Below are 20,236 nucleotides of genomic sequence, written 5' to 3'. Positions count from 1 at the left end.
GCCGAGACGCCCCGGTATGACCAACGGCCGAATCACCTTGCCGGCCCAACCGGGATGGCGCAGACGGGGGCGCGGGGAACGGCGCGGCCAACCGATCCCCCGCAGCCGGATCGCGACGCAGGACAGTGTCTTGCACTATCCCGCGACCTCGCTGACGTGCGACTCCCGAAGCGCGCAGCCCTCTCAGTACGGCCGGGCCGGCCACTCCGCGTCCGCGGGCCGCAGCGCGTCCAGCTCCCCCCCGGCCGCGCTGAGGGCCAGGACCCCGGTGACCAGGGTCGGGTTGTGGAGGTCACCCGCCAGGATCAGCCGGACCAGTTCCTCCCGCGGCACCCAGGCCGCCTCCAGCTCCAGCTCCTCGCCGTGCGCCGCGTAGCGTTCGCCGTCCGCCTCCGACAGGTCCGTCGCCAGGAAGATCCGCACCGCCTCGTCGCTCCCGCCGGGCGAGGTGTAGAAGTCGACCAGCACGCGCCACTGCCCGGCCTTGCAGTGGGCCTCCTCGAAGAGCTCCCGCTGCGCCGCGTGCAGCGGGTTCTCGCCGGGAACGTCGAGCAGCCCCGCCGGGAGCTCCCAGAGCCGGTGCCGGACGGGGTGCCGGTACTGGCGCAGGGTCAGCACCCGGCCCTCCCCGTCGAGGGCGAGCACCGCGACCGACCCGGGGTGCAGCTGGTAGTCGCGCTGGGCCCACTTCCCGTCCGGCATCAGGACCTGCTCGCTGCGCACGCCGGTCACCTTGCCCCGGAAGGGCGTGCTCCCGTCCCGGACGTCCCACTCCTCGGCCACGTCGTGAATCCCGGCCACCGGGCACCACCCCTTCTCGTCAGATAGACACAATCTACCGGACGCCCGCCCCGCGACACGCCGAAGCGCCCGCCGGGAGGATCCCGACGGGCGTTCGGTCACTGCGTCACTGCGAAGGGGCCTCAGCCGACCTTGCGGTCGATCGCCGCCGCGACCAGGCCCGCGAACAGCGGGTGCGGGCGGGTCGGGCGGGACTTCAGCTCGGGGTGGGCCTGGGTGGCGACCAGGTAGGGGTGGACCTCGCGCGGGTACTCGACGTACTCGACCAGGTCGCCCTTCGGGGAGAGGCCGGAGAACTGCAGGCCGGTCTTCTCCAGGTCGGCGCGGTAGGCGTTGTTGACCTCGTAGCGGTGGCGGTGGCGCTCCTCGACGTACTGCTCGCCGCCGTAGACCTCGCGCACGATGGAGCCCTCGGCGAGCTTCGCCGGGTACAGGCCCAGGCGCATGGTGCCGCCCAGGTCGCCCTTGCCGTCGACGATGGCCAGCTGCTCGGCCATGGTCGAGACGACCGGGTACTTCGCGGCGGGGTCGAACTCGGTGGAGTTGGCCTCCGGCAGCCCGGCCAGGTTGCGGGCGGCCTCGATGACCACGCACTGCAGGCCCAGGCACAGGCCCAGCAGCGGCACCTTGTTCTCGCGGGCGTAGGTGATCGCGGCGACCTTGCCGTCCACGCCGCGGTCGCCGAAGCCACCGGGGATGCAGACCGCGTCCACGTCGCCGAGCTGCTCCTGCGCGCCCTCGGGGGTGACGCAGTCGTCCGAGGTGACCCACTTGATCTGCACCCGGGCGTTGTTGGCGAAGCCGCCGGCCCGCAGCGCCTCGGTGACCGAGAGGTAGGCGTCCGGCAGGTCGATGTACTTGCCGACCAGGGCGACCTTGACCTCGTGCTGCGGCTCGTGGACGCGGCGCAGCAGGTCGTCCCAGACCGTCCAGTCCACGTCGCGGAACGGCAGGTCCAGGCGGCGCACCACGTACGCGTCCAGGCCCTCGCCGTGCAGCACCTTGGGGATGTCGTAGATCGACTTGGCGTCGATCGCGGCGACCACGGCCTCCTCGTCGACGTCGCACATCAGCGAGATCTTGCGCTTGATGGCCTGCGGCACCTCGCGGTCGGCGCGCAGCACGATCGCGTCGGGCTGGATGCCGATGTTGCGCAGCGCGGCCACCGAGTGCTGGGTGGGCTTGGTCTTCAGCTCGCCGGACGGGCCGATGTACGGCAGCAGCGAGACGTGCACGAAGAAGACGTTGTCCCGGCCGACCTCGTGGCGGACCTGGCGGACGGCCTCCAGGAACGGCAGCGACTCGATGTCGCCGACGGTGCCGCCGACCTCGGTGATGACCACGTCGACGTCCTCGGTCGCCATCCGGCGGATCCGGGACTTGATCTCGTTGGTGATGTGCGGGATGACCTGGACGGTGTCGCCGAGGTACTCGCCGCGCCGCTCCTTGGCGATCACGGTGGAGTAGACCTGGCCGGTGGTGACGTTCGCCGAACCGTGCAGGTTGGTGTCGAGGAAGCGCTCGTAGTGGCCGATGTCGAGGTCGGTCTCGGCGCCGTCGTCGGTGACGAAGACCTCACCGTGCTGGAACGGGTTCATGGTGCCCGGGTCCACGTTGAGGTACGGGTCGAGCTTCTGCATCGTCACCCGCAGGCCGCGGGCCTTGAGCAGCGCGCCGAGGCTGGAGGCGGTGAGGCCCTTGCCGAGCGAAGAGGCGACACCCCCGGTGACGAAGAGGTGCTTGGTCGTCACGGCACGGCCGTTGGCCGACTTGCCGGAATGGGGCTGTGCCAAGAGGGGGCTCCCGTGGGTCGCGTGTCGGAGGGTGACGCCGGTGGAGGGGCTCCCGGCCCTCGTTCCCACCAGTTCCACGGGATACCAGCGTATCAGTGCCCCGGCGACTGCTCGCCCGCGTCCGGGTGCTCCGGCCCCGGGCGGGTCGGCCGGACGGCGCATCGGGGCTGCTCGGACGGGGGTTTCCCGGACCGGTGCCCGGCGCGCGCGGGCGGGCGCCGGGGGCGCGTGCGCACGCCCCAACCACCCGAATCGACGTATTCTGCTCAAACGTCGACATCCTCGCCCGACCCTGTGCGCACCGTCCGCCGCGGGGCCCGCACGGAACGGAGAACCATGGCCGGTCGCATCGAGGACTACGCGCTGATCGGGGACATGCAGACCGCGGCGCTGGTCAGCCGGGACGGCGCGGTCGACTGGCTGTGCCTGCCCCGGTTCGACTCCCCCGCGGTGTTCGCGGGGCTGCTGGGCACCGACGAGCACGGCTTCTGGCGGATCGGCCCGGCCACGCCGGTCGAGCCGCCGCCGCCCGCGCCCGAGCCCCGTTCGGCTCTGCTGGACACCGGGGAGCTGCGGGTCCCGCCGGTCACCGCCGCCGCGCCCGCGCTGCCCTGCGACCGGCGCCGCTACCGGGGCGACTCGCTGATCCTGGAACAGGAGTGGGACACCCAGGGCGGCACCGTCCGGGTGATCGACCTCATGCCGCCGCGCCACCTGCTCGGCACGCCCGACGTGCCGCAGATGATCCGGATCGTCGAGGGCGTGGCCGGCACCGTCCGGATGCGCTCGGCGGTGCGGATGCGCTTCAGCTACGGCCGGATCGTCCCCTGGGTGCACCGGGTCGAGCACCCCGAGGTCGGGCACCGCACCGTCGCCGTGGCCGGGCCCGACTCGGTGTGGCTGGACGGCCGGGCCGAGACCTACGGGCGCGACCTGACCACGTACGCGGACTTCACCGTCACCGCCGGCGAGCGGATCGCCTTCGGGCTGACCTGGAAGGCCTCGCACGAACCCGCCCCGGCCCCGCCGGACGCCGAGGGCGCGCTCGCCTCCACCGAGCGGTTCTGGCGCGACTGGGTCGCCCAGTGCACCTACCAGGGCCCCTACCGGGAGGCCGTGGTCCGCTCGCTGATCACCCTCAAGGCGCTCACCTACGCCCCCACCGGCGGCATCGTCGCCGCCCCCACCACCTCGCTGCCCGAGGACCTCGGCGGCGAACGCAACTGGGACTACCGCTACACCTGGCTGCGCGACGCCGCCATCACCCTCTCCTCGCTCCTGCGCACCGGCTACCGCGAGGAGGCCCGCGCCTGGCGCGAGTGGCTGCTGCGCGCGGTGGCCGGCGACCCGGAGAACCTGCAGATCATGTACGGCATCGCCGGGGAGCGCGAACTCACCGAGTCCGAACTCGACTGGCTGCCCGGCTACGAGGACTCCCGCCCGGTCCGGATCGGCAACGGCGCCGCCGGGCAGCTCCAGCTCGACGTCTACGGCGAGGTCGTCGAAGCACTCCACCTCGCCACCATGTCCGGCCTGTCCCGGCACGACCACGCCCACCAGCTGCAACTGCGCCTGATCGAGTACCTGGAGGACCACTGGCGCAACCCCGACGAGGGCATCTGGGAGGTCCGCGGACCGCGCCGGCACTTCGTCCACTCCAAGGTGATGGCCTGGGTCGCCGTCGACCGCACCCTCAAGCTGCTGGCCCAGAGCGAGGACCCGCCGACCGACCTGGTCGAGCGCTGGACGAAGCTGCGCGCCGAGATCCACGCCGACGTGTGCGCCCGCGGCTACGACCCGCAGCGCAACACCTTCACCCAGTACTACGGCGGCCAGGAACTCGACGCCTCGCTGCTGCTGATCCCCCAGGTCGGCTTCCTGCCGCCGGACGACAAGCGGGTCATCGGCACCATCGAGGCGATCCAGCGCGAACTCGCCACCGAGGACGGCTTCGTGCTGCGCTACCCGACGCACGACGAGGACGGCAACAACGTCGACGGCCTCTCCGGGCACGAGGGCGCGTTCCTGGCCTGCTCGTTCTGGCTGGCCGACGACCTGGCGATGATCGGCCGGGTCGGCGAGGCCCGCGAGCTGTTCGAACGGCTGCTGGCGCTCCGCAACGACCTGGGCCTGCTCGCCGAGGAGTGGGACCCGCGGGCCCGCCGCCAGGTCGGCAACTTCCCGCAGGCCTTCAGCCACGTCCCCCTCATCGACACCGCGCTGCGGCTGACCGCGGCGGGCGGCCTCAACCTCTCCTAGGGTTCCGGCTCTCCCGGGGGCTCAGCCCCGGCGCTGCACCAGTTCGTCGTAGATGGACAGCACCTGGGCGACGGTCGCCGCCTCGTCCGGCCAGGTGCGGGCCTGGGCCCGGCCCGCCGCGGCGAGCTCGGCCCGCCGGGCCGGGTCGGCGAGCAGTTCGCGGACGGCGCCGCCCAGCGCCCGCGGATCGGCGAAGGGCACCAGCACGGCGGCGTCGCCGACCAGTTCGGGCACGCCGCCCACCGCGGTGGCCACCACCGGGACGCCGGCCCGCATCGCCTCCTGGGCGACCAGCGAGCGGGCCTCCCAGCGGGAGGAGAGCACCACCAGGTCGGCGGCGGCCAGCAGGTCCGGGATGTCGGAGCGGTAGCCGAGGAGTTCGACGGGCAACCGCTCGGCGGCGATCCGCTCGCGCAGGCCCTGCCGCTCGGGGCCGTCCCCGGCCAGCAGGACGCGCGGGGCGGGGGCGCCGGGCGCGGCGAAGTGCCCGGCGGCGTCGAGCAGCAGCCCGAAGCACTTCTGCGGGACGAGCCGGCCGATCGCCAGCACCACCGGGCGGCCGTCGTCGCCGCCGGGCAGCGCCTTGCGGGCGGCCTCCCGGTCCAGGGTGCCGGGCGGCATCGGCGGGGCGGCGACCGGGCCGAGGCGGGCGTCGGTGGCGCCGAGCTCGCGGGCCCGGGCGACCAGGTCGGAGGAGGCGCCGAGGAGCAGGTCGGCGGCCCGCACCACCCGGCGCTCCATCAGGCGCTGCAGGCGGCGGTCGAGCCCGGTGGTGAGCAGCGCGTGGTGCGAGGTGACCACCAGCGGCGTCTCGGGGCGGATGCCGGGGAAGCGGCCCGCGGTGCGCAGCGCCAGGTCGGACAGCAGCCCGGCCCGCAGGCCGTGGGCGTGCACGACGTCGGCGCCGGTGAAGGCGCGGCGCAGTTCGCCGATCGCGGTGGCGTCGCTGCGGGCGCCGGAGGTCGGGGTGATGTCGACGGTGTGCAGGCGGGCCCCGGCCGCCGAGAACCCGAACAGCCGGTCGGTGCCCTCGGGCGCGCAGACCGTGACCGAGACGCCGTGCGCGACCAGGCCCCTGGTCAGGGAGCGCACGTGGGCGCCGATGCCGCCGGTCGCGGCGGCCAGGACCAGCACCACGTGCAACTGGGGGGCCGCGGCGGCCCGGGCGGCGGAATGGTCCACGTCTGTATCTCGCTCCGACTCGTTGTCAGCTGGTGTCCGCTCGCCACGATGCCAGGTCGGTCCGCCTCTTGGACAGTCGGCACCGTCGCGGGCGCGTCGCCCGCGACGGTGCCGACCCGTCCGGCGGGTCAGCGGGCCCGGGCGGTGCGGGCGGCTTCCAGCAGCTCCTCGGCGTGGGCCCGGCCGAGCTCGGAGTCCTCCAACCCGGCGAGCATCCGCGACAGTTCGCGCACCCGCTGCTCGTCGTCGAGGGTCTTGACGCCGCTGCGGGTGACGGTGCCGTCGTTGGTCTTCTCCACCACCAGGTGCCGGTCCGCGAACGCGGCGACCTGCGGGAGGTGGGTGACCACCACCACCTGGGCGCTGCGGGCGAGTTTGGCCAGGCGGCGGCCGATCTCGACCGCGGCCTTGCCGCCGACGCCCGCGTCGACCTCGTCGAACAGGTAGGTGGGGACGGGGTCGGCGCCCGCGAACACCACCTCGACGGCCAGCATGACGCGCGACAGTTCGCCGCCGGAGGCGCCCTTGGCGATCGGGCGGGGCTGGGCGCCGGGGTGCGGGGCCAGCAGCACCTCGACCTCGTCGACGCCGTGCGGGCCGTAGGCGACGCTGCGGCCCTCCAGTTCGATGCCCGCCAGGTCGTCGACCTGGCTGATCGCGAAGGTCACCCGGGCGTGCGGCATGGCGAGTTCGGCGAGCTCGTCGGAGACCGCGGCGGCGAACTTGTCGGCGGCGGCGTGCCTGGCCTGCGAGACCTCGGCCGCCAGGTCGGCCAGTTGGGCGCGCAACTCGGTCTCCCGGGCGCCGAGTTCGTCGATCCGCTCGTCGTCGCCGTCGAGCTCCAGCAGCCGCACCGAGCCGGCCTCGGCCCAGGCGATCACCTCGGCGAGGGTGCCCTCGCTGCCCCCGTACTTGCGCACCAGGTGGGCCAGCACGGCCCGGCGGTCCTCGACGGCGGCCAGCCGGACCGGGTCGGCGTCCAGGTCGTCGGCGTACCCGGCGAGGTCCCCGGCGACGTCGGCGAGCAGGTAGCCGCACTCGCCGAGCCGGTCGGCGAGGGCCGCCAGGCGCTCGTCGTGGTGGCGGACGGCGTCGACGGCGCGGCGGGCCTGGGCGAGCAGGGTGCCCGCGTCGACGGCCTCCGGGTCGGCCGGGTCGCCCGCGAGGGCGGCGTGCGCGAGCGTGGCGGCGGAGGAGAGCGCGTCGGCGTGGCCGAGCCGCTCGGCCTCGACGGCCAGCTCGGCGTCCTCCCCGGCGACCGGCTCGGCGGCGGCGATCTCCTCCAGGCCGAAGCGCAGCAGGTCCGCTTCCTGGGCGCGCTCGCGGGCCCGGGTGGTCAGCTCCTCCAACGTCGCGGAGACCTCGCGCAGCTGCCGGTACACCTCGCGGTAGCGGGCCAGCGGCTCGGCGACGGCCTCGCCCGCGTACCGGTCCAGCGCGGCGCGCTGCCGGGAGGGGCGCAGCAGGCGCTGCTGGTCGGTCTGGCCGTGCACGGCGATCAGGTCCTCGCCGAGCTCGGCGAGCAGCCCGACCGGCACCGACCGGCCGCCGACGTGCGCCCGGGAGCGACCCTCGGCGGAGACGGTGCGGCTGACCAGCAGCTCGCCGTCGTCCAGCTCCGCACCCGCCTCCAGCGCCCGCGCGACCACCGGCGAGTTCGGGTCGAGCGTCAACCTCCCCTCCACCACGGCCCGTTCGGAGCCGTTGCGCACCAGCGCCGGGTCGGCCCGGCCGCCGAGCAGCAGGCCCAGGCTGGTCACCACCATGGTCTTGCCCGCGCCGGTCTCGCCGGTGACGGCGGTGAAGCCGGGGGCCAGTTCGACCACCGCATCGTCGATGACACCCAGATCCCGTATCCGCATCTCGTCCAACACGGAGACGACCTTACGAGGTTCCACCGTCGCTTTGCGACGACCGCCCCCGTTTCCCACCTGAGTGGCGGCCCCGCCCCCGGTTCCGGGTCAGTGCCGGGCCGCTCCGCCGGGCACGGTCAGCCGCGGCAGGAGGAACTGCACCAGCGGGCCGATGGCCAGCGCGTACGCGATCGTCCCGAGGCCGAAGGTGCCGCCGAGGGCGATGCCGGCGGTCAGGACGGTCAACTCGATGCAGGTGCGGATCAGCCGCACGGAGCGGCCGGTGCGCCGGTGCAGGCCGGTCATCAGGCCGTCGCGGGGGCCGGGGCCGAGCCGGGCGCCGATGTACAGGCCGGTGGCGAGGGCGTTGAGCAGGATGCCCGCGGCCAGCAGCGGGACGCGGACGGCGAGGGCGTGCAGGTGCGGGACGACGGAGAGGGTGGCGTCCATGGCGACGCCGAGGACGAGCACGTTGCCGACCGTGCCGACGCCGGGCCTCTGCCGCAGCGGGATCCACAGCAGCAGCACCAGCGCGCCCACCAGCGTCACCCAGGCGCCGACGCTGAGGTGGGCGTGCCGGGCCAGGCCCTGGTGGAGGACGTCCCACGGGTTGCCGCCGAGCGAGGAGCGCAGCACCAGGCCCATCGAGACGCCGTACAGCACCAGGCCGACGGCGAGCTGGGAGAGGCGGCGGGGCAGTCGGCGGGGCGCGTCGGCGACGGGGGCCGTGCGGGTCGGGAGCGGGGACGGGGACAGGCTGACCGCCATCGGGTGGACCTCTTCTCGTGTGGTGCTTGCCGTTCTCCGGCACTGCACGCCACTATGGGCAGTCCAAAACGCGGCCCGAAAGGGCCAATCCGAACCAGGTGGACCGATTCGCGATGTCCGAGTGGCACAGCACCCTCACCCCGCACGCCCTCGCCCGCCAACTGCCCGCCACCGACGGTCGCCGCCCCGCCTACCGCGCCCTGGCCGCCCAGCTCTCCCGGCTGGTCGCCGACGGCCGCCTCCCGGTCGGCACCCGACTGCCCGCCGAACGCGAGCTCGCCGCCGAGCTCCACCTCTCCCGCACCACCGTCGCCGCCGCGTACGAGGCCCTGCGCGCCGACGGCTACCTGCGCTCGCGGCGCGGCGCGGGCTCCTGGACGGCCCTGCCCGAGGGCACCGCGCCGCCCGCCGACGCGCTGCACCCCGTCTCCCCCGAGCAGGGCGCCGTCCTCGACCTCGGCCTGGCCGCGCCCACCGCCCCCGCCCAGCTCGCCGAGGCCGCCGCGCACGCCGTCGCCCAGCTGCCCGCGTACACCGGCGGGCACGGCAACTACCCGACCGGGCTGCCGGTGCTGCGCGAGGCCGTCGCCCGCCGCTACACCGAGCGCGGCCTGCCCACCGGCCCCGAACAGGTGCTGGTCACCACCGGGGCGATGAGCGCCCTGCACCTGGCCCACCAGGCGCTGCTCTCGCGCGGCGACCGGGTCGCCGTCGAGGCCCCCAGCTACGCCAACACGCTGCGCGCCCTGGACCGCGCCGGGGCCCGCCTGGTGCCCGTCCCGCTGCACGACGGCGACGGGGGCGGGCCCACCGGCTGGGACCTCGCCCAGTGGCAGCGGGTGCTGCGCGGCGCCGCGCCCCGGCTGGCCTCCGTCATCCCCGACTTCCAGAACCCCACCGGCGCGCTGGTCGACGAGGAGCAGCGCCGCGCCCTGCTCGCCCACGCCCGGGCCGCGGGCACCACCGTGATCGCCGACGAGACCTGCGCCGAACTCGGCTGGGGCGTCGCGGAACGCGACCTGCCCCGGCCGCTGGCCGCGCTCGACCGGGACGCCCAGGTGATCACCGTCGGCTCGGCCGGCAAGATCCTCTGGCCCGGCCTGCGGATCGGCTGGCTGCGCGCCCAGCCCTCGCTGGTGCGCAAGCTGGCCGCCGACCGGGCGCTGTACGACCTCGGCACGCCCGTCCTCGACCAGCTAATCGCGGCCCGGCTGCTGACCGACCACCTGCCCGCGATCCGGGCCGAACGGCACGCGGCGCTGCGGGCCACCGCCGAGGCGTTCGCCCGCGAGCTGCCCCGGCACTTCCCCCGCTGGCGGTCCACCACGCCGCCCGGCGGCCTCGCGCTGTGGGCCGCCACCCCCGGCCTGCCCACCACCGCGCTGGCCCGGGCCGGGGAGCGCACCGGCGTCCGGATCGCCTCCGGCGCCCGGTTCGGCGTCGACGGCGCCTTCGAGGAGCACCTGCGGCTGCCGCTCACCCTGCCCGCCGCGCACGTCCCCGACGCGCTGCGGCGGATCGCCGGGGCCGCCGCCCTGGCCCGCACCGAACGCCTCTCGGGCGACGACCCGGCCCCCGCCGCGCTCTGACCGGCCGCTCCTACCGCGTCAGTGCGCCGAGCGCCCGCGCCAACCCGTCACCGGCAGCGCGAACTTGGCGACCAGCCGGTCCGTGAACGGGGCCCGGTGCAGCCGGGCCAGCCGCACCGGGGTCTTGCCGCGGCGCACCTCCACCCGCGCCCCGGCCGGGAGCTCGACCGAGCGGCGGCCGTCGCACCACAGCACCCCGTGCGGGGTCTTCGGCTGCACCTCCACCGCCAGCACCGAGTCCGGCGAGGTCACCAGCGGGCGGGCGAACAGCGCGTGCGCACTGATCGGCACCATCAGCAGCGCCTCCACCTCCGGCCACACCACCGGCCCGCCCCCGGAGAACGCGTACGCCGTGGAGCCCGTCGGCGTGGACAGCACCACCCCGTCGCAGCCGAAGTTCGACACCGGACGGCCGTCCACCTCGGTGACCACCTCCAGCATCCGCTCCCGGGAGGCCTTCTCCACCGAGGCCTCGTTCAGCGCCCAGTCCTCGTGCAGCACGTCACCGTTGGTGCGCACCAGCACGTCGATGGTCATCCGCTCCTCGACCTCGTAGTCGGCGGCCACCACCCGGTCGACCACCGTCGCCAGGTCGTCGCGCTCCGCCTCGGCGAGGAAACCCACCCGGCCCAGGTTGATCCCGAGCATCGGCAGCCCCGACTCGCGGGCCAGCTCGGCGCCGCGCAGCAGCGTGCCGTCCCCGCCCGCGACCAGGATCAGCTCGCAGCCGTCCGCCGCGCCGTGCCCGCCGGGCACCAGCTCCACCCCGTCCGGCAGGTCCAGGCCCACCGCCTCGGCCTCCAGCAGCCGGATCCGGATCCCCGCCCGCAGCAGGCCGTCCACCAGGCCCTCGACGCTGCGCAGCGCAGCGTCCCGGCCGGTGTGCGCGATCAGGAAGACCGTTCGACGATCGCTCATTCCCCGCTGCCCTCTCCCTACGCCCGCCGGGCCACCGCGACCCGGCCACGACCTGCCAGTCTGCGCAACGCCCGGACGCCTGCCAAGTACCCTACTTGGGGCCCTCGGCCACGGCCCGGTCCGCCGCCGCCGGATCCAGCGGTTCCGCGTCCCGGCGCAGCCACAGGAAGTACTCCACGTTCCCCGACGGCCCCGGCAGCGGCGACGCCGTCACCGCCCGCACCCCCAGGCCCACCGCCCAGGCCTGCCCCGCGACCTGCCGGATCGTCTCCGCCCGCAGCTCCGGCGAGCGCACCACCCCGCCCGAACCCAGCCGCTCCTTGCCGATCTCGAACTGCGGCTTCACCATCAGCACCAGGTCCGCGTCCGGCGCCGCGCAGCCCGCCAGCGCGGGCAGCACCAGGCCCAGCGAGATGAACGACAGGTCGCCCACCACCAGGTCGACCGGCTCCCCGCCGATCAGCTCCGGCGTCAGCTCCCGCACGTTGGTGCGGTCCATCACCGTCACCCGCTCGTCGCTCTGCAACGACCAGGCCAACTGCCCGTAGCCGACGTCCACCGCCAGCACGTGCGCCGCCCCGGCGCGCAGCAGCACGTCGGTGAACCCGCCGGTCGACGCGCCCGCGTCCAGCGCCCGGCGGCCCTCCACCACCAGGCCCTGCGGCACGAACGCCGCGAACGCGCCCGCCAGCTTGTGCCCGCCGCGCGACACGTACTCCGGGTCCGCGTCGTCCTTGGCGACCACCACCGCCGCCGCGGTCTCCACCTGCGTCGCGGGCTTCGTCGCCACCGCCCCGCCCACCGTCACCCGGCCCGCCGCGATCAACTCGCTCGCGTGCTCCCGCGAACGGGCCAACTTGCGGCGCACCAGCTCCGCGTCCAGACGGCGTCGTGCCACTGCCACTGCTACGTCAGCTCCCACATCGGACGGACCTCACCCGCGGTCCAACGCCGCGAGCGTCGCGGCGAGCCGCGCATGGACATCTTCGTACACCTCGACGCACCGCTCCGCCCCTACCCCGTCCGCCTCCCCCAGCCGGTCCAGCGCCCCGTCCACCTCGGCCACGCCCGTACGGACGACCCCCTCGGCCCCCTCACTCACCGCCACCACCCGCCCCGGGCTCCGCCGCGCCCTCCGCGGTCGCCTTGCGCGCGGTCGCCTTCCTCGCGGTCGCCTTCCTCGCGGTCGCCTTCTTCGCGGCCGACTTCTTGGCGGGCAGCGGCGCGCTCGGGAACGCCTCGGCCGGGGCCGACGGCTGCACGGGGAGCTCCTCCCCGGCCGCCTTCTTCTCAGCCACCTTCTTCGCCACCGCCCGCGGCGAGGGCGCCGCCGCCCCGGCAACGGACTTCCGCGGCACCGAACGCTTCGCCGTCGCCTTCTTCGCGGGCGCCTTCTTGGCGGGCAGCGGCGCGCTGGGGGACGCCCCGGCCGGAGCCGACGACTGCACGGGGAGCTCCTCCCCGGCCGCCTTCTTCTCAGCCACCTTCTTCGCCACCGCCCGCGGCGAGGGCGCCGCCGCCCCGGCAACGGACTTCCGCGGCACCGAACGCTTCGCCGTCGCCTGCTTGGCCGCCGCGCCCTTGCGGGCCGCCGCCTTGCGGGCCGGGGCCCGTCGCGGGCCCGCGGGCGCACCGTCCGCCGCGCTCTCGCCGTCCGCCGCCGGGGCCTGTCGCGCTGCGGCCTTCTGCACGTCCGACGCCGAACCGGCCGCCTGCTTGCGGGCCGCCGTCCTGCGGGCCGTCGCCGCCTTCCGCCCCCGGGCCGCCGAGGCGTCCTCCGGCCGCAGGAGGCTCTCCGGCTCCACCAAGCCCTCCGCCAGGCCCTCCTCCGGGCTGTCCGGTTCCGCGTCCCAGCCCGCGTCGAACAGGCCCTGGGCCCGGGCCGCCGGACGCACCACGGGGCGCTCCTCCGGCTCCTCCTCGGGCTCCTCGGCGAGGACCGGCTCCTCGACCTCCCGGAGCTTCGACTCCAGGAAGCTCAGGACGACGCCGACCTTCACCACCTGGTCGCCGACCTTCTCGAACACCCGCTCCACCTCGCCCCGGGCCACCCCGGCCACCAGGTCGACCCCGGCCCGTCCGGCCGTCACCACCTCCCCGGCGAGGACGCGCAACTGCTCGACGCCGGGCGGCAGTTCACCGCCCTGCTGGATCAGCCCCCCGGCCGTGTCCAGCACCCGGCGGCCCGCCTCCTCGGCGATCTCCGCCGCCGCCACCAGCACGCCCCGCACGCCCCGCACCGCGTCCTGCAGCATCCGTCTGCCTCCTCTGCGACCGGCGCTCCGACCGGTCGTCCGCACGGCTTCCCGCACCGACGCTACCCGTTCCCGGCCGCCACCGTACGGTGCTGCGCTAGCGTGGAGCGTCGAACGACCACCGACGGGAGCAAGCCGCACACATGGCCACCACCGAGGAGTGCCGCACCGCGCTGGAACAGCTCAGCCGCAACCTCGCGGCCGCGGGCGGCGACGTCCGCAAGGCGGCCGCCCTCGACCGCTCCCTCAGCTGCCACCTCACCGACCTCGACCTGACCTTCACCGGCCGCCTCACCGACGGGCGGCTCACCGGCATCACCGACGCCCCCGGCCCGCCCGCCGCCAAGGCCGACATCAGGCTCACCACCACCGGCGACGACCTGGTCGCCCTGGTCGACGGCCGACTCGCCTTCCCCACCGCCTGGGCCACCGGCCGCCTCAAGCTCGACGCGAGCTTCCGCGACCTGCTGCGCCTGCGCACCCTGCTCTGAGCCCCTCGCCCGGCCGGGTTGGCAGCCGCGTGCAGGCAGCCGAACGCCCCCGGCCCGGACGCGCCCAGGCAGCCGAACGCCCCCGGCCCGGACGCGCCCAGGCAGCGCCGACCGTCCGTCCGCGTCCAGGCGAAGAGCCGGGCGCCGCTCAGCAGACCGGCCTGGTGCACCGAATCCGGCGGCACCGGCCGACCCGCCAACTCCCCCGCCATCAGCCGCACGGCATCGTCCGCCGAGAGCGACGAAGCCCCCGCACCGCATTCGAGTCGCTCCGGGGGTTACCCGCCCCGCCCCGCCCCACCCGTCAACCGACCGCTGGCCCTCAGCCCGCCGCGGGCAGCCCCGCCAGCGCCTTCGCCGAGTCCGCGGCGCCGTCGTGCGCGTCCGCCCACGTCCAGGCCGCCGCGCACAGCGCCCGCAGCGCGTCGATCCGGGTGCCCGCGCCGTCCAGCGCCAGCACACCGCCGTCCGCGGCCGCCGTCCAGCCGCCGCAGCCGAACCGGCCGCCGCCCAGCGCCGCCACCTCGGGCTGCGCCTCCAGCAGGCCCCGCAGGTCCTCCGCCAGGTACGTCGGGCGGTGCTCCGGCGCGGCGGCCAGTACCTGCTCGGGCGTGGCGATGCCGGTGAACACCAGCAGCGAGTCCACCCCGCCGTTGAACGCGCCCTCGATGTCGGTGTCCAGCCGGTCCCCGACCACCAGCGGACGCTTCGCGCCCGTCCGCAGCACCGTCTCCCGGTGCATCGGCGGCAGCGGCTTGCCCGCCACCTCCGGCACCACGCCGGTCGCCGCCTGCACCGCCGCCACCAGCGTCCCGTTGCCCGGCGCGACGCCGCGCGCCGTCGGGATCGACAGGTCGGTGTTCGACGCCACCCACGGCAGCCCCCGGCCCACCGCGTACGCGGCCTCCGCCAGGTCCGTCCAGCCCACCGACGGGTCGTAGCCCTGGGCCACCGCCGCCGGGTCGTCCTCCAGCGAGCGCACCGGCACCAGCCCGCGCTCCTCCAGCGCCTCCACCAACCCCGCCCCGCCGACCACCAGCACCCGCGACCCGGCCGGCACCTTCTCCGCCACCAGCCGCGCCGCCGCCTGCGCCGAGTTGATCACGTCCGCGGGCTCGGCGGGCACGCCCAGCTCCGTCAGGTGCTCCGCCACCACCCGCGGCGGCCGCGACGCGTTGTTCGTGACGTACGCCAGCCGCATCCCGGCCGCCCGCGCCCGCTCCAGCGACTCCACCGCGTGGACGATCGCGTGCGGCCCGGCGTACACCACCCCGTCCAGGTCCAGCAGCGCCGTGTCGTACGCCTCCGTCAGCGCCACCGCACTGGCCCCCGGCACCTTCCGCACCGCCGCGGCGTTCTCCGTCATCGCTGCTCCACCCTCGTCACCTCGAAGTCTCGAAGTCCCCGGCCCGGGTCACCCCGCACCGCACGGACACCGCCACCCTATGGCGCCGGGTCCTCCGGCGGCGCCAGGTACCCGGGCGCCCCCGGCAGCAGCGGGCCGTACGCCCCCGCCCGGGCCGCCAGCGTCGCCCTGGTCTGCCGCAGCGCCGCCTGGTAGTGCCGGTTGCCCGGCTGCATCGCCACCGCCAGCGCCAGGTGCTCCGCCGAGGTCTCGAAGTCGCCCAGCCGGGCCGCCGACACCCCCCACCCGAACTGCGCGTAGTCGTCCGACGGGTCGGCCTCCGCCACCGCCCGGAAGCTCTCCAGCGCCTGCCCGTACTGCCCCGCGTCGAACTGCGCCCGCGCCAGCGCCTCCCGGATCGAGCCCGACCCCGGCTCCGCCTCCGCGGCCCGCGCCAGCAGCTGCACCGCCGCCGCCGGGTGCTTCTCCTCCAGCAGCCGCACCCCGCGCCGGTACCAGTCGTACACACCGCCGCCCGGCGCCCCGCCGCCCCCGGTCCCGCCCGCACCGCCGCCCTCGTACGCCCGGTCGCCCATCGCCGCTACCCCGCTTCCCTGCTCGCCCCGCCCGGCGCCCCTGGCCCGGCCGTCCGTCCTCGTCGCGATCTCCCAACAAGGACTACCCGGCTAACATGCCCAGAATGAGCGCCCCTCGTGCCGAAACCGGCAACGAGCCCTCGGGCGGCCCCGGAGACCCCGGGCACGTCGCCACCGCAGGGCTCTCCCTGTCCCCGTTCCGCGGCCTGCGCTACGACCCGCACCGGGTCGGCGACCTGGCCGCGGTCACCTCCCCGCCGTACGACGTGGTCGACCCCGGGCGGCGCCTGGACCTGGAGACCGCGGACCCGCACAACATCGTCCGGCTGATCCTCCCCCGCCCCGAACCCGAGGACGCCGGCGACCGCCCCGACCGCGACACCCGCTACCGGCACGCCGCCCGCCTGCTCCGCGACTGGCGCCAGCAGGGCGTCCTGGCCGCCGACCCGCGCCCCGCCCTGTACGTCTACGAGCAGCGCACCCCCTCCGGCACCCTCCAGCGCGGCCTGATCGGCGCCCTCGCCGTCAGCGGCCCCGAAGCGGGCGTCGTCCTCCCGCACGAGGACGTCATGCCCAAGCCCGTCGCGGACCGGGTCGGCCTGATGCGCACCACCCGGGCCAACCTCGAACCGCTGCTGCTCACCTACCGCGGCCAAGGCCCCGCCGCCGAAGTCATCGAACGCGCCGCCGCCACCGACCCGCTGCTCGCCACCACCACCAGCGACGGCACCCACCACCGCCTGTGGGCCCTCACCGACCCCGCCGACCTGGCCACCGTCACCCGTGACCTCGCCACCTGCCGCGCCCTGATCGCCGACGGCCACCACCGCTGGGAGATGTACCTGCGGCTGCAGCGCGAGCACCGCCACCTGCCCCGCAGCCCCTGGGACCGCGGCCTGGTCCTGCTCGTCGACACCGACCGCTACCCGCTGCGGGTCCGCGCCATCCACCGCGTCCTGCAGCGCCTCCCGCCGGCCGCCGCGCTCGCCGCCCTCGACCCCGCCGCCTGGCGGGTCACCGAGCTGCCCGGCGCCCTCCCCGACGCCCTGCACGCCCTCGCCGAGGCCCACCGCGCCCCCGGCAACTCCTTCGTCCTCACCGCCGGGGACGGCCGCTTCCACCTCCTCACCGGCCCCGACGAGGCCACCCTCGCCGCCGCCGTCCGCACCGACCGTCCCGAGGAGTGGCGCCGCCTGGACGCCACCGTCCTGCACTCCGTCCTGCTCGACCGCACCTGGCACGTCCCCGACAGCCCCGAGCACATCGGCTACCTGCACTCCGCCGAGGCCGCCGTCCGCGAAGCCGCCCGCACCGGCGGCACCGCCGTCCTGCTCCACCCCGTCGAGGAGCGCGTCGTGCGCCGCCTCGCCGAACAGGGCGTCACCATGCCCCGCAAGTCCACCTCCTTCGGCCCGAAACCGGCCACCGGACTGGTCCTGCGCTCCCTCGAACTCGGCTGAACCACCCGCCGACCCACGAAAGAAGGCCCCCGCTCCTACCCGGAACGGGGGCCTTCCTCAGCTACTCGTCAGACCTGCTCGTCAGACCTGTTCGTCAGCCCTGCTTCGGCTGCTCCTCGAACGAGTCCTCGTCGTAGTCCTCGTCGATCTCGAGGTCGTCCTCGTCGTAGAACTCCTCGACGTCCTCCTCGTCCTCGAAGATCATCCGGTCGTCGCCGACGTCGTCCTTGTCGATCTGACGGCGCACGGGCTCCACGGCCTCCGCGCCCCCGTCCCCGTCCCCGTCCTCGGACTCCTCGTCCAGCGCGTCGGTGAACTCCACGCCGTCGATCTCCGCCAGCCGCTCGGCCGCGTTGGTCGACCCGTCCGTGTCCGCCTCCACGGCCTTCACGAACCACTCCCGGGCCTCGTCCGCCCGACCCGCCGCGATCAGCGCGTCGGCGTACGCGTAGCGCAGCCGCGCCGTCCACGGGTGGATCGCCGAGGACGCCAGCTCCGGGCTCTGCAGCGTCACCACGGCCGCGTCGAACTGCTCCAGGTCCGCCCGGGCACCGGCCGCGACCAGCCGCATCTCGACCTGACCGGCCTTGTCCAGCTGCTTCACCTCGGGCTCACCGGCCATCGCCAGCGCCCGCTCCGGCCGGCCCAGACCGCGCTCGCAGTCCGCCATCACCGGCCACAGGTCGACCCGCCCGGTCATCCGCTTCGCCGCCCGGAACTCGGTCAGCGCCTCCGCGTACCGCTGCGTCATGTACGAGGCGAACCCGGCCGCCTCGCGCACGCTCGCCACTCGCGAGGCCAGCCGCAGCGCGACCCGCGAGTAGTTGTAGGCCTCCTCCGGCTCGCTGTCGAGCAGCCGCGCCACCATCACCAGGTTGCGCGCCACGTCGTCCGCCAGCGTCTTCGGCAGGCTCTTCAGGTCCTGCTTGACGTCCGCGTCGATCTCGAACCCGGTCACGTCGTCCGGGATCGGCAGCCGCTTCACCGGCTCCTGCCGCCGCTCGTCGTACCCACCACGGTCCCGGTCGTACCCGCCCCCGCGCGGCCGGTCGTCCCGCCCACCACGGAAGCCACCACGGTCGTCCCGCCCGCCACGGAACCCACCCCGGTCGTCCCGCCCACCACGGAAGCCCCCGCCCTGCGGACGGTCGTCGCGGCGCTCGAAGCCACCACTGCGCTGCGGACGGTCGTCCCGCCCACGGAAGCCCTGCGGGCGGTCGTCGCGGTCCCGACCGTACGACGGCCGGTCCTCGCGCGGACGGAAGCCGCCACGGTCCCCACCCTGCGGACGGTCGTCACGGCGCTCGTACCCGCCACTGCGCTGCGGACGGTCGTAGCCGCCCCGCTCGTCGCGGTCCCGACCGTAGGACGGCCGGTCCTCACGCGGACGGAACCCACCGCCCTGCGGACGGTCATCCCGCCGCTCGAAGCCGCCACTGCGCTGCGGACGGTCGTCCCGGCCACGGAAGCCGCCACGGTCCCCGCCCTGCGGACGGTCGTCCCGCCGCTCGAAGCCACCACTGCGCTGCGGACGGTCATCGCGGCGCTCGTACCCGCCACTGCGCTGCGGACGGTCGTAGCCGCCCTGCGAACGCTCGTCGCGGTCCCGACCGTAGGACGGCCGGTCCTCACGCGGACGGAACCCACCGCCCTGCGGACGGTCATCCCGACGCTCGAAGCCACCACTGCGCTGCGGACGGTCATCCCGACGCTCGTACCCGCCACTGCGCTGCGGACGGTCGTCGCGGCCACGGAAGCCGCCACGGTCCCCACCCTGCGGACGGTCGTCGCGACGCTCGAAGCCACCACTGCGCTGCGGACGGTCATCGAACGACCGCTCCTCGCGCGGACGGTAGCCGCCACCCTGCGGACGGTCGTCCCGCCCACGGTAGCCACCGCCGCCGCCCTGCGGACGGTCGTCACGGCCGCGGTAGCCACCGCCGCTGCTCTGCGGACGGTCGTCACGGCCACGGAAGCCGCCACGGTCCCCACCCTGAGGACGGTCGTCACGGCCGCGGTAACCACCACCGCCACCACCACCGTACGAAGGCCGGTCGTCGCGCGAACGGTAGCCACCGCCACCGCCACTGCCGCCCTGCGGACGGTCGTCACGGCCGCGGTAACCACCGCCGCCGCCACCACCGTACGAAGGCCGGTCGTCGCGCGAACGGAACCCTCCACGGTCACCACCGCGGTCACCGCGGTCGTCACGACCCCGGTAGCCGCCGCCTTCGCCACGGTCGTCACGACGCGGGCCGCGGTCGTTCGACCAGCCCCCGCGCGACCTGGGCTCGTACCCCCGGCCGCCGTCGTTACGGCGCTCGGGACGGTCCTGGGGCGGGTTCGACATGCTGGTGACTCCTTCTGCTTCTGCACACTGCGAGTTCGAGAGGCGCCACTGCCGTTCCACCGACACCAGCGCGCGAGATCCGGACGCCTCCGCCCCCATCGGGGTCCGGAACGTCCGCCTTGTCCATGTCCATTGTCCGGCATGCGGCAGAACACCGCGTCCGGGTGTCCGACCGCGCCGTCCGCCGGCCGTAGCGTGTCCGCCTGATGCTCAACAAAAAAGGCCGAGGCCCCAGCGAATCGCTGGGGCCTCGGCCTATTGAAGAATTGTTCGGCGGCGTCCTACTCTCCCACAGGGTCCCCCCTGCAGTACCATCGGCGCTATGAGGCTTAGCTTCCGGGTTCGGAATGTAACCGGGCGTTTCCCTCATGCTATGACCACCGAAACCCTATCGGGTATTCAGCGAACACACTTTTCAGTTGAAAGTGGTGTTACTTGTTCGCCGGCGATAGCTGTTCGCTACCCGGGAACCACACAGTGAACGCGAGCGTCTGAGGACAAGCCCTCGGCCTATTAGTACCGGTCAACTCCACCCCTCACAGGGCTTCCATATCCGGCCTATCAACCCAGTCGTCT

Annotated in this window: 17 protein-coding genes and 2 rRNA genes; 4 read left to right on the top strand and 15 right to left on the bottom strand. The window is 75.0% G+C overall.

Annotated elements, in window-relative coordinates; all coding sequences use genetic code 11:
* Positions 1 to 183: 183 nt before the first annotated feature.
* Complete coding sequence (locus tag ACFY00_RS27985; RefSeq protein WP_388034309.1) at positions 184 to 801, bottom strand: NUDIX domain-containing protein; 618 nt, start codon at positions 799 to 801, stop codon at positions 184 to 186.
* A 122-nt stretch (positions 802 to 923) separates the two neighbouring features.
* The gene (locus tag ACFY00_RS27980) at positions 924 to 2,594 is read right to left on the bottom strand and encodes a CTP synthase (RefSeq protein ID WP_388034307.1); all 1,671 of its coding nucleotides are present in this window, start codon (positions 2,592 to 2,594) and stop codon (positions 924 to 926) included.
* A 336-nt stretch (positions 2,595 to 2,930) separates the two neighbouring features.
* Here ACFY00_RS27980 and ACFY00_RS27975 point away from each other — a divergent pair, with 336 nt between their 5' ends.
* Positions 2,931 to 4,853, top strand: coding sequence for a glycoside hydrolase family 15 protein (locus tag ACFY00_RS27975; protein WP_388034305.1), 1,923 nt, complete (start codon positions 2,931 to 2,933; stop codon positions 4,851 to 4,853).
* A 21-nt stretch (positions 4,854 to 4,874) separates the two neighbouring features.
* On the opposite strand, the gene ACFY00_RS27970 is transcribed toward ACFY00_RS27975, so the two are convergent.
* The 3 genes from ACFY00_RS27970 to ACFY00_RS27960 form a co-directional block, all read right to left on the bottom strand.
* Positions 4,875 to 6,035, bottom strand: coding sequence for a glycosyltransferase family 4 protein (locus tag ACFY00_RS27970; RefSeq protein WP_388034304.1), 1,161 nt, complete (start codon positions 6,033 to 6,035; stop codon positions 4,875 to 4,877).
* Between the two features lie 128 nt (positions 6,036 to 6,163).
* Complete coding sequence (gene recN, locus ACFY00_RS27965) at positions 6,164 to 7,897, bottom strand: DNA repair protein RecN (RefSeq protein ID WP_388034407.1); 1,734 nt, start codon at positions 7,895 to 7,897, stop codon at positions 6,164 to 6,166.
* 99 nt (positions 7,898 to 7,996) lie between these two features.
* Positions 7,997 to 8,656, bottom strand: coding sequence for a YitT family protein (locus ACFY00_RS27960; protein ID WP_388034302.1), 660 nt, complete (start codon positions 8,654 to 8,656; stop codon positions 7,997 to 7,999).
* Between the two features lie 113 nt (positions 8,657 to 8,769).
* Here ACFY00_RS27960 and ACFY00_RS27955 point away from each other — a divergent pair, with 113 nt between their 5' ends.
* Positions 8,770 to 10,245 (top strand): PLP-dependent aminotransferase family protein, encoded by a 1,476-nt coding sequence (locus ACFY00_RS27955; RefSeq protein ID WP_388034300.1) that lies wholly within the window; start codon positions 8,770 to 8,772, stop codon positions 10,243 to 10,245.
* Positions 10,246 to 10,263: 18 nt separating this feature from the next.
* Here ACFY00_RS27955 and ACFY00_RS27950 read toward each other — a convergent pair whose 3' ends face one another.
* The 4 genes from ACFY00_RS27950 to ACFY00_RS27935 form a co-directional block, all read right to left on the bottom strand.
* On the bottom strand, positions 10,264 to 11,163 hold the full coding sequence (locus ACFY00_RS27950) for an NAD kinase (RefSeq protein ID WP_388034299.1): 900 nt from the start codon (positions 11,161 to 11,163) through the stop codon (positions 10,264 to 10,266).
* A gap of 91 nt (positions 11,164 to 11,254) precedes the next feature.
* A complete protein-coding gene (locus tag ACFY00_RS27945; protein ID WP_388034298.1) occupies positions 11,255 to 12,061 on the bottom strand; it encodes a TlyA family RNA methyltransferase in 807 nt (268 codons plus the stop codon).
* Between the two features lie 36 nt (positions 12,062 to 12,097).
* Positions 12,098 to 12,229 carry a hypothetical protein gene (locus ACFY00_RS27940; protein WP_388034297.1) on the bottom strand — a complete coding sequence of 44 codons (132 nt, stop codon included), beginning with the start codon at positions 12,227 to 12,229 and terminating at the stop codon, positions 12,098 to 12,100.
* A 28-nt stretch (positions 12,230 to 12,257) separates the two neighbouring features.
* Positions 12,258 to 13,418, bottom strand: a complete 1,161-nt coding sequence (locus ACFY00_RS27935) for a hypothetical protein (protein ID WP_388034296.1) — start codon at positions 13,416 to 13,418, stop codon at positions 12,258 to 12,260.
* A gap of 143 nt (positions 13,419 to 13,561) precedes the next feature.
* Between ACFY00_RS27935 and ACFY00_RS27930 the strand changes: the two genes are divergently transcribed.
* On the top strand, positions 13,562 to 13,909 hold the full coding sequence (locus tag ACFY00_RS27930) for an SCP2 sterol-binding domain-containing protein (RefSeq protein WP_388034295.1): 348 nt from the start codon (positions 13,562 to 13,564) through the stop codon (positions 13,907 to 13,909).
* Between the two features lie 322 nt (positions 13,910 to 14,231).
* On the opposite strand, the gene ACFY00_RS27925 is transcribed toward ACFY00_RS27930, so the two are convergent.
* Both ACFY00_RS27925 and ACFY00_RS27920 read right to left on the bottom strand, forming a co-directional pair.
* Positions 14,232 to 15,275: an HAD-IIA family hydrolase gene (locus ACFY00_RS27925; protein ID WP_388034294.1), complete on the bottom strand. Its 1,044-nt coding sequence runs from the start codon at positions 15,273 to 15,275 to the stop codon at positions 14,232 to 14,234.
* A 77-nt stretch (positions 15,276 to 15,352) separates the two neighbouring features.
* Positions 15,353 to 15,850, bottom strand: coding sequence for a tetratricopeptide repeat protein (locus tag ACFY00_RS27920; RefSeq protein WP_388034293.1), 498 nt, complete (start codon positions 15,848 to 15,850; stop codon positions 15,353 to 15,355).
* Positions 15,851 to 15,954: 104 nt separating this feature from the next.
* On the opposite strand from ACFY00_RS27920, the gene ACFY00_RS27915 reads away from it, so the two are divergent.
* A complete protein-coding gene (locus ACFY00_RS27915; protein WP_388034292.1) occupies positions 15,955 to 17,310 on the top strand; it encodes a DUF1015 family protein in 1,356 nt (451 codons plus the stop codon).
* Between the two features lie 94 nt (positions 17,311 to 17,404).
* Here ACFY00_RS27915 and ACFY00_RS27910 read toward each other — a convergent pair whose 3' ends face one another.
* The 4 genes from ACFY00_RS27910 to ACFY00_RS27895 all read right to left on the bottom strand — a co-directional run.
* Complete coding sequence (locus ACFY00_RS27910; protein WP_388034291.1) at positions 17,405 to 18,295, bottom strand: tetratricopeptide repeat protein; 891 nt, start codon at positions 18,293 to 18,295, stop codon at positions 17,405 to 17,407.
* Positions 18,292 to 19,557 (bottom strand): hypothetical protein, encoded by a 1,266-nt coding sequence (locus ACFY00_RS27905; protein WP_388034290.1) that lies wholly within the window; start codon positions 19,555 to 19,557, stop codon positions 18,292 to 18,294. Before ACFY00_RS27905 ends, ACFY00_RS27910 begins: the two co-directional genes overlap by 4 nt.
* Positions 19,558 to 19,928: 371 nt before the next feature.
* Positions 19,929 to 20,045: ribosomal RNA gene (rrf, locus tag ACFY00_RS27900) — 5S ribosomal RNA — on the bottom strand.
* A 108-nt stretch (positions 20,046 to 20,153) separates the two neighbouring features.
* Positions 20,154 to 20,236 (bottom strand): 23S ribosomal RNA (locus ACFY00_RS27895); the annotation flags it as partial.

This window comes from Kitasatospora sp. NPDC001540, assembly GCF_042894345.1.
GTDB lineage: Bacteria > Actinomycetota > Actinomycetes > Streptomycetales > Streptomycetaceae > Kitasatospora > Kitasatospora phosalacinea_C.
Note: the sequence above shows the minus strand (reverse complement) of the source record. Positions and strands in the feature narration are given on the sequence as shown.

Coding starts and splice junctions, on each gene's coding strand:
- ACFY00_RS27975 (WP_388034305.1), top strand. CDS start 2,931: ATGGCCGGTCGCATCGAGGACTACGCGCTGATCGGGGACATGCAGACC.
- recN (WP_388034407.1), bottom strand. CDS start 7,897: ATGCGGATACGGGATCTGGGTGTCATCGACGATGCGGTGGTCGAACTG.
- ACFY00_RS27960 (WP_388034302.1), bottom strand. CDS start 8,656: ATGGCGGTCAGCCTGTCCCCGTCCCCGCTCCCGACCCGCACGGCCCCC.
- ACFY00_RS27955 (WP_388034300.1), top strand. CDS start 8,770: ATGTCCGAGTGGCACAGCACCCTCACCCCGCACGCCCTCGCCCGCCAA.
- ACFY00_RS27950 (WP_388034299.1), bottom strand. CDS start 11,163: ATGAGCGATCGTCGAACGGTCTTCCTGATCGCGCACACCGGCCGGGAC.
- ACFY00_RS27935 (WP_388034296.1), bottom strand. CDS start 13,418: ATGCTGCAGGACGCGGTGCGGGGCGTGCGGGGCGTGCTGGTGGCGGCG.
- ACFY00_RS27930 (WP_388034295.1), top strand. CDS start 13,562: ATGGCCACCACCGAGGAGTGCCGCACCGCGCTGGAACAGCTCAGCCGC.
- ACFY00_RS27925 (WP_388034294.1), bottom strand. CDS start 15,275: ATGACGGAGAACGCCGCGGCGGTGCGGAAGGTGCCGGGGGCCAGTGCG.
- ACFY00_RS27920 (WP_388034293.1), bottom strand. CDS start 15,850: ATGGGCGACCGGGCGTACGAGGGCGGCGGTGCGGGCGGGACCGGGGGC.
- ACFY00_RS27915 (WP_388034292.1), top strand. CDS start 15,955: ATGAGCGCCCCTCGTGCCGAAACCGGCAACGAGCCCTCGGGCGGCCCC.